We start from the raw sequence: 7,930 nt of genomic DNA, 5'->3' as shown, positions 1-7,930 counted from the left end.
TTCGCGACGCGCTCGCTGCGCGCCGGGGCGCCGGTCTTGATCTGGCCGGCGTTCACGGCGACGGCGAGGTCGGCGATCGTGGTGTCCTCGGTCTCACCCGAACGGTGCGACAGCATCGAGGTGTAGCCCGAACGGGTCGCCAGGGCGATGGCATCCAGGGTCTCGGACAGCGTGCCGATCTGGTTGACCTTCACCAGGAGCGAGTTGGCGACGCCGAGGTCGATGCCCTGCTTCAGGCGCTTGGGGTTGGTGACGAACAGGTCGTCGCCGACGAGCTGGACCTTCGAGCCGATGGTCTCGGTGAGCTTCTTCCAGCCGTCCCAGTCGTCCTCGGCGAGCGCGTCCTCGATCGTGACGATCGGGAAGTTCGCGACGAGGTCGGCGAAGTAGTCGACGAGCTCGTCGACGCTCCACGCCTTGCCCTCGACGGTGTAGACGCCGTCCTTGTAGAACTCGGTGGCGGCCACGTCGAGGCCGACGGCGATGTCCTGACCGGGGGTGAAGCCGGCCTTCTCGATCGCGCGGATCAGGAAGTCGAGGCCCTCGCGGTTGCTGGGCAGGTCGGGCGCGAAGCCGCCCTCGTCGCCGAGACCGGTGTTGTAGCCCGCGGACTTCAGCTCGCCCTTGAGGACGTGGTAGACCTCGGTGCCCCAGCGGAGCGACTCGCTGTAGGTCTCGGCACCGATGGGTGCGAGGAAGAACTCCTGGAAGTCGATGCCGTTGTCGGCGTGCTCGCCACCGTTGATGACGTTGAACAGCGGCACGGGCAGGAGGTGCGCGTTGGGGCCGCCGAGGTAGCGGAACAGGGGCAGGTCGGCGCTGTCGGCGGCGGCCTTGGCGACGGCGAGCGAGACGCCGAGGATGGCGTTGGCGCCGGTGCGCGACTTGTTCTCGGTGCCGTCGGTCTCGATGAGGATCTCGTCGATGATGCGCTGCTCGCTGGCCTCGACACCCTCGATCGCGGGGCCGAGCTCGTCGACGACCGCGGCGACGGCCTTGAGGACGCCCTTGCCGCCGTAACGGCTCTTGTCGCCGTCGCGCAGCTCGTAGGCCTCGAAAGCACCGGTGGACGCGCCGGAGGGGACGGCCGCGCGCTGGACGATTCCGTCGTCGAGGAGCACCTCCACCTCGACGGTCGGGTTACCGCGCGAATCCAGGATCTCGCGCGCGTTGACAGCCTCGATAAGTGCCACGAAGGACTCCTCGTTGGTTCTGGGTGGAAGAGGGCGGAGCGTCGTCGGTCCGGGATCGAGTCTAGTGACCGCGGTCGCCGTCCATGTGGTCGGGATGGGTCCCGGATGCCACGACGTCGGTGAGGATCGCGATCGCGAGGCCGTCCCATCCCTTGCGGTCGAGCGTCTGCAGCGCGGTGGCGTCGAAGCGGGGGTCCTCCCCCAACATCACGACGCCGGCGCGCGCCCCGGCGACCTTCGTGTCCCCGGGCGGCGGATCGGCGACCGCCCCGGCCCGCACGACGTTGTCGAGCACAACGACGGTGCCCGGACGCCCGAGGCGTGCGGCCCAGTCCAGGTACGCGGGGTTCGACTCCTTGTCGGCATCCACGAAGACGAGGTCGAACGGCTCCTCGCCCGCGAGCGTCGGCAGGACGTCGGTGCCGCGGCCCACGCGAATGTCGACGCGGTCGGCGACGCCCGCCCGCTCGAGGTTCGCGCGGGCGATGGCGGCGTTGCTCTCTTCCGCCTCGATCGTGACGACCCGACCGCCGTCGGGGAGCGCTCGCGCGAGCCAGATCGTCGAGTAACCGGCGAGCGTCCCGATCTCGAGCACGCGCCGTGCGCCGCTGATCCGCGCCAGCAGGTGCAGCAGCTTCGCGCTGACCGGTGACACCTCGATCGCGGGGAGCCCGGCCTCTCGCTGCGCGGCGAGCGCGGCATCCAGGATCGGGTCGTCACCGATCAGGGTGGCGGTCAGGAAGCCGTCGACGTCGTCGTGGGTGGGCACTCCCCCAGCCTGACGACGGGAACCGTGCGGGTCAACGGGGTCCGTGCAGGTGCGCCCGGGTCATCTCGTCGTACTCCTCGTCGGACAGGTCGTCGTAGCCCTTCGCCTCGGCCCGGTCGGTGCGCATCCACCGGATCATGAGGATCACCAGGATCGGCACGTCGGCGAACTCGGCGATGAACCAGATGAGATCGCCGGCGAGGTGCTGATCGTGGAGCGTCGAGGGCCACCACGACACCGCCTGCGTGGCATCCGGGATCAGGTCGAGCACCGAGTCGTTCAGGCGCATCAGGAGACCCGGCACGGAGTCGATGAGGAGTTCGACGAACGCGAGCAGGAACTCGATCGCGATGAAGGTGCCGGTGTGGACGGCGCCGAGCGCCATCATCGGCAGCACCATCGCGAGTCCGACGAGCGGCACGACGATCCCGAGGGACGCCTCGATGACGGGGTTCACGCGCAGGATGCCGGCGACCGGCGTGAGGAACAGGCAGAACACCGCGGCGATCACGACGGTGGCGACCATCGCGTTGCCGGTGATCCGGACGAGGCGCGTCGCGAGCAGCCGGTCGAGGCGCGCGCGCCCCCGGTCGCCGGTCGCGAGCGAGTACAGATCGAGCGGGCGGCCGGCCGCGATGCCGGCGGGGACCGCGAAGATCAGCAGCGCGATGCGCGTCGAGAACGCCCACCGAAGCTCGGACGAGTACACCCCGAGGAAGCCCAGTTCGATCACGGCGTAGGGGGCGAGGCCGAGCGCGAAGAAGCCGATCGTGCGGAGCACCGGCCATCTCTCCCCGCGACGCCGCACCCGCACGACCCCGGCGATGTAGAGAGCGGATGCCACGACGAGCACGCCGAGCGGAACGGGCGCGGCGTGCCAGGTGGTGAGGAGAACGGTCAGAGGAGGCGTGCCGTCACGGTAGGCCGGACGGCTATGCGTTTGCCGGGACCGCGGCGGCTCCGGCCGCCCGGCGTCGCGTGCGAAACTCCTGAGTTTTCGGCCGGTTCCGCCGAGCGGCGGCGTCGCCGACCGGCGCATGGCGCGGAACTCAGGAGTTCGGACCGCCGACCGGGGCCGGCGCCGCCTTGAGCGCGGCGAGGACCGCGGGCAGGAGCGCCTCGGCGGTACGGCGGTACCCGAGGGCGCTCGGGTGGAAGCGGTCGACGCTGAACATCTCGTCCGGGCGCTCGGCGAACACCGGTCCGACGGCCCGCGCGAGGGGGACGACGCGGCCTCCGGCGCGGTGCACCGCCGCCGCCTGGGCCGCCGCGAGCTGGCGCGACGACCGCGCGGCGAGGGACCGCAGCGGTTGCGGGATCGCACGCAGCGTCCCGAGGTCGGGGCACGTGCCGACCACCACCGGGACGCCCCCGTCGCGGAGCACGCGCACGATCACCTCGAGCTGCTCTGCGGCACGGGATGCCGGGATGCGGTGCGTCACGTCGTTGCCGCCCACGACGATCACCGCGACGTCGGCTCGGTAGTCCGACGGCACGGCCGCGAGCTGCGCGGCGAGGGCAGAGCTCTCGGACCCGACCACCGCGACCGTCCGCAGGCGCACCGGCCGTCCTTGCGCGCGGGCGATGCCCTTCGCCAGTCGGGCGCCGAGCGTGTCGCGCCGGTGGCCGGCGCCCAGACCCGCCGCGATCGAGTCCCCGAGCAGCAGGAGCTCGACCGGCGGACCGGGATGCTTCTTGCGGCGCCACACGCGGTCGGCATCCAGCGCCTGCTCCCCGAGGGGCTTGCCGATGCGGCGACGCGCGATCGCGGCCTGTCGCGCAATGAGGGTGCGCACCCCCACCGCCGCCGTGCCGAGCACCGCGACCGACGACGCGACGGTGACGGTGATCGGCCGACGCCTGCGCATGGTGTCATTCCACCGCGGCGGGGTGAACGGCGGGTGACGTCCGTTCGGCACGAGGGGGCCGCGCCCGGGGCTCAGGCGTCGGGCTCAGGGCCCGCGCCCGGCTCAGGCGTCGAGCTGCGTCCCCGCGCCCGCTCAGCCCCGGCGCGACGCCACCCCCGCGCGCGCGGCTCAGACCTCGACGCGCCGCCGGCCCCGCGCCCGCAGCACGAGTGCGAGCACGAGCACCGCGACGGCGAGGACGATGTCGAGCGCGAGGCCCGCGAGGAGTTCGTCGCGACCCTCGACGTGCGTGAACGATACGACCCCGCCGATCACGATGACGCCGAATGAGAGGGCGATCTGCTGGGCCGTGCTGAACATGCCGCCCGACAGCCCCGCGGCCCGAACAGGTACCTCGCGCACGACGAGCTGCGTCAGAGGCGAGAAGATCAGCGCCTGGCCTGCGCCCAGGATCACCAGGGCCGGCTGCAGCCACAGACCGATGTCGGAACCCCAGGCGAGCACCACGGTCACCGACATCGCGACGAGCGCCACGAGCTGCAGCCCGACGCCCCACGCCAACGTCGCGTCGCCCAGGCGCGCCTGCACCCGCGCGACCGTGAGCGACACCGCCGCGAACACCACCGCGAACGGCAGCAGCGCCAGGCCCGCCTGCAGCGACGTCATGCCACCCGCCTCCACCGCCCGCGGGAAGACGTAGAGGAGCGCCGAATATCCCGCGAAGAACAGCGCCGCCGACAGCAGACCGAGCTGCAGCGGCCGCAGACGGAGGACGCTCGGGGGCAGCAGCGGCACGCGACCGCTGCGTTCCACGGCATCCTGGTGCCGCCACATCGCCACGAACGCGATCGCGGCGACGAGCAGCACGACGTACACCGGCCACGACCAGCCCCACGCCGGGCCGAAGGTGAGCGCGACGGAGGCGGCCAGGATGCCGATGCCGAGCGCGGCCGTGCCGACGAGGTCGATCGCCACGTGCTCGTGCGACCGACTCCGCGGCGCGAGGGGTGCCAGCGCGATCGCCGCCGCGGCCACCAGCGCCACGACGACGAACACCGCCCGCCAGCCGTCGACCACGCCGAAGCTCGTCGCGGCGAGCGCGCCACCGGCCACCTGGCCGACGGCCGAGCCGATGCCGCCGCTCGCACCGAAGGCCGCGATCGCGCGGGTCCGCGCGGCTCCGCTCGAGGTCGCCTGGATGGTCGCGAGCACCTGCGGGGTGCAGAGCGCCGCTCCCACCCCCTGCACGACACGCGCCACGATGAGCATCCCGACGGAGGGCGCGAACGCGCACGCGACGGCGGAGACGAGGAACAGCCCCATTCCCACCGAGTAGAGGCGGTGACGGCCGAAGCGGTCCCCCAGACGCCCGCCGAGGATGAGCAGCACCGCGAAAGGAATCCCATAGCCGGCGATCACGAGCTCGAGCGAGACGTCGTCGGAACCGAAGCGGTCGCGCAGCGTCGGGAGGATGACGGTGACCGCGTTGAAGGCGAACGTGCCCACGCCGGGGCCGAGGAGGAACCCGATGTAACGCCAGGTGGGGACCGCGGGTGGGAGGGATGCCGGCGGCACGGGCGACGCGCCGGTGGCGGGGTGCGCGGAAGTGGTCATGGTGCCAGCATGGGCGGTACGTGATCCTGGTACCAGGAGTCTCCTCATCCTGGTACTGAGACCACTCCCCTCACCGCTGCCCGTGGTCGCGCAGACACCTATGCTCGCGTCGGAAGGAGACGCCATGACTCGATCGGACGAATCGCGCGCAGAGTTCGCGGCGTTCCTGCGCGGTCGGCGCGCACGGCTGCAGCCGGCCGACGTGGGCCTGCCGGACGGCTCCCGCCGCCGGGTCGCGGGTCTCCGACGCGAGGAAGTCGCGCAGCTCGCCGGCGTCGGCCTGACCTGGTACACGTGGCTCGAGCAGGGCCGCCCGATCGCGGCATCCGCCCAGGTCGTGGGTGCGATCGCGCGAGCTCTGCGGCTCACCGACGACGAGCGCGACCACCTGTTCGCGCTCGCCGACCTCCCCCGTCCCGAGCGCGAAACGCGCGGATGCGTCGACACCCCGCACCTCGACCTGCTCGAGAAGCTGCTCCCGTACCCCGCGGCGCTGCAGACCTCCCGCTTCGAGATCCGCGCCTACAACCGGTCGTACCGGTACCTGTTCGACGACCTCGACGACGTGCCGACCGAGCGGCGGAACTGCGCGGTGCTCATGTTCACCGACGAGACGTGGCAGCGCGCGCACGTCGATCTCGATCACGCGCAACGTCGCACCGCGGCACGGCTGCGTGCGGCCTACGGTAGGCACCACGACGAGCCGTCCTGGCAGAGCTTCATCGCCGATCTCGAGTCCGCCTCGCCCCGATTCGCGGAGCTGTGGAGCCGAGGAGACGTGGGTGGGGAGCGTCACCAGGTCAAGCACCTCCTCAACGATCGCGTCGGCGAACTGCACCTCGAGATGTCGAGCATGTGGGTCGACGAGAGCCTGGGATCCCGCGTGGTGTGGTTCTCCCCCAGGGATGCCGCGACGGCCGCCCGTCTGGAACGGCTGGCGTCCGAACACCCCGATCAGGCCCTGATCAGCGCGGTCGCCTGATCCGCGGCCGAGGGGTCAGCCGAGCGGCTTGATCTCGAGCGACTCGACCGTGCTGTCGGCGCCGACCGTCGCGAAGGACGTGTAGCCGTCGGCACTCGAACGTTCGAGCAGCGCCTTCATGTTCTTCGGGCGCTGCTCGAGACGCACGCGGGCACCGTCCGCGACGAGCGCGGCCTTGATCCGCAGCAGCTGCGTCAGCGGCACGTCGCGATCGTGCACCAGTACGAGGGAGCGGGAGCCCGAGTCGTCGGCATCCTGGAGCAGGTCGACGATCCGCTCGAAGCCGATCGAGAAGCCGACCGCCGGCACCTCCTGTCCGAGGAATCGGCCAATCATGCCGTCGTAGCGACCGCCGCCGCCCAGCGAGTAGTCGACGCTCGGGTGCGCGAGTTCGAAGATCGTGCCCGTGTAGTACCCCATGCCGCGGACCAGGAACGGGTCGAAGCGCAGCGGGGCCTCGGCACCGCGCGCGGCGGCGACCGTGTCGCCGAGGGCGACGAGGTGGTCGACGATCTCGTCCGGGATGCCGGCCGGCAACGCGGCACGGATGCCCGCGGCATCGAAGCCGGCGTCGTCGGCGCTCGGTCGGTCGAGATACCCGGCGAAGGCCTCGACGGCGTCGGGAGTCGCGCCCCGCTCGCGGAGCTCGGCCACGACGCCCGACGGCCCGACCTTGTCCAGCTTGTCGATCGTGATGAGCACGCCGGGGCGCTCGTCCGCGGCGAAGCCGAAGACGTCGAGCATCGCGTCCAGGGCACGACGGTCATTGACCCGGACGATGCCGCCCTCGAGCCCCAGGGCGTCGAGGACATCGAGGCTCGCCGTCATCAGCTCGGCCTCGGCGCGCGCGGACGCGTCGCCGATGATGTCGATGTCGCACTGCACGAACTGGCGGTAGCGCCCCTTCTGCGGCCGCTCCGCCCGCCACACGGGCGCCATCTGGATCGCGCGGAACACCGTCGGCAACTGCGCGCGGTTCGTCGCGTAGAACCGGGCGAGCGGCACGGTCAGGTCGTACCGCAGACCCAGGTCGGCGAGCGCGGCAGGATCCTCGGCCGCGGCGCGGATCGCCTCGGCATCCATCCCCCGCTTGAGGATGCTGAACGAGAGCTTCTCGTTGTCGCCGCCCATGCCGGCGTGCAGCCGCGAGTACTCCTCCATGACGGGCGTCTCGATCTCGTCGAAGCCGTGCGCGCGGTAGCGCTCGCGGATCACGGCGAGCACGCGCTCGCGTCGGGCCTTGTCAGCGGGGAGGAAGTCGCGCATACCGCGCGGCGGGTTCACGGATGCCACGGTCCCATTGTTCCAGGCTCGCGCGCGGCGGCCGCGCGTGCTGCGCCCGTCGCCCACGATCCGGCCGAGCGCTCACGGTGCGGACGACCCGGACGTGGGCGCTCGACCGGATCGTGAGCTCTCGCGGCGGCTACTCGGCGGCGCGCACCTCGTCCGACAGACGGCGCACGCGTTCGCGGAGGGCGCGGTCGGCATCCCAGCCGTGTTCGCG

7 protein-coding genes are annotated in these 7,930 nt (G+C 71.9%); 1 reads left to right on the top strand and 6 read right to left on the bottom strand.

Features of this window, described 5'->3' with window-relative positions; genetic code table 11:
• The 5 genes from eno to I5G_RS19545 all read right to left on the bottom strand — a co-directional run.
• Nucleotides 1-1,193, bottom strand: a 1,193-nt coding sequence (eno, locus tag I5G_RS19565) for a phosphopyruvate hydratase (RefSeq protein ID WP_022880570.1), incomplete at its 3' end; no start/stop codon positions are given.
• A 61-nt stretch (nucleotides 1,194-1,254) separates the two neighbouring features.
• Nucleotides 1,255-1,962: an O-methyltransferase gene (locus I5G_RS23775; RefSeq protein ID WP_022880569.1), complete on the bottom strand. Its 708-nt coding sequence runs from the start codon at nucleotides 1,960-1,962 to the stop codon at nucleotides 1,255-1,257.
• 31 nt (nucleotides 1,963-1,993) lie between these two features.
• Nucleotides 1,994-2,806 (bottom strand): cytochrome c oxidase assembly protein, encoded by an 813-nt coding sequence (locus tag I5G_RS19555; RefSeq protein ID WP_239642579.1) that lies wholly within the window; start codon nucleotides 2,804-2,806, stop codon nucleotides 1,994-1,996.
• A gap of 205 nt (nucleotides 2,807-3,011) precedes the next feature.
• The gene (locus I5G_RS23770) at nucleotides 3,012-3,830 is read right to left on the bottom strand and encodes an SGNH/GDSL hydrolase family protein (protein WP_022880567.1); all 819 of its coding nucleotides are present in this window, start codon (nucleotides 3,828-3,830) and stop codon (nucleotides 3,012-3,014) included.
• A 168-nt stretch (nucleotides 3,831-3,998) separates the two neighbouring features.
• Nucleotides 3,999-5,444, bottom strand: coding sequence for an MFS transporter (locus tag I5G_RS19545; RefSeq protein ID WP_022880566.1), 1,446 nt, complete (start codon nucleotides 5,442-5,444; stop codon nucleotides 3,999-4,001).
• 124 nt (nucleotides 5,445-5,568) lie between these two features.
• On the opposite strand from I5G_RS19545, the gene I5G_RS19540 reads away from it, so the two are divergent.
• The gene (locus I5G_RS19540; protein ID WP_022880565.1) at nucleotides 5,569-6,426 is read left to right on the top strand and encodes a helix-turn-helix transcriptional regulator; all 858 of its coding nucleotides are present in this window, start codon (nucleotides 5,569-5,571) and stop codon (nucleotides 6,424-6,426) included.
• A gap of 15 nt (nucleotides 6,427-6,441) precedes the next feature.
• On the opposite strand, the gene hisS is transcribed toward I5G_RS19540, so the two are convergent.
• Nucleotides 6,442-7,692, bottom strand: coding sequence for a histidine--tRNA ligase (gene hisS, locus I5G_RS19535; RefSeq protein WP_026096114.1), 1,251 nt, complete (start codon nucleotides 7,690-7,692; stop codon nucleotides 6,442-6,444).
• Between the last annotated feature and the right edge of the window lie 238 nt (nucleotides 7,693-7,930).

It is taken from the genome of Microbacterium sp. B19 (genome assembly GCF_000333395.1).
GTDB lineage: Bacteria > Actinomycetota > Actinomycetes > Actinomycetales > Microbacteriaceae > Microbacterium.
This window is presented reverse-complemented; position numbering and strand designations above follow the sequence as displayed.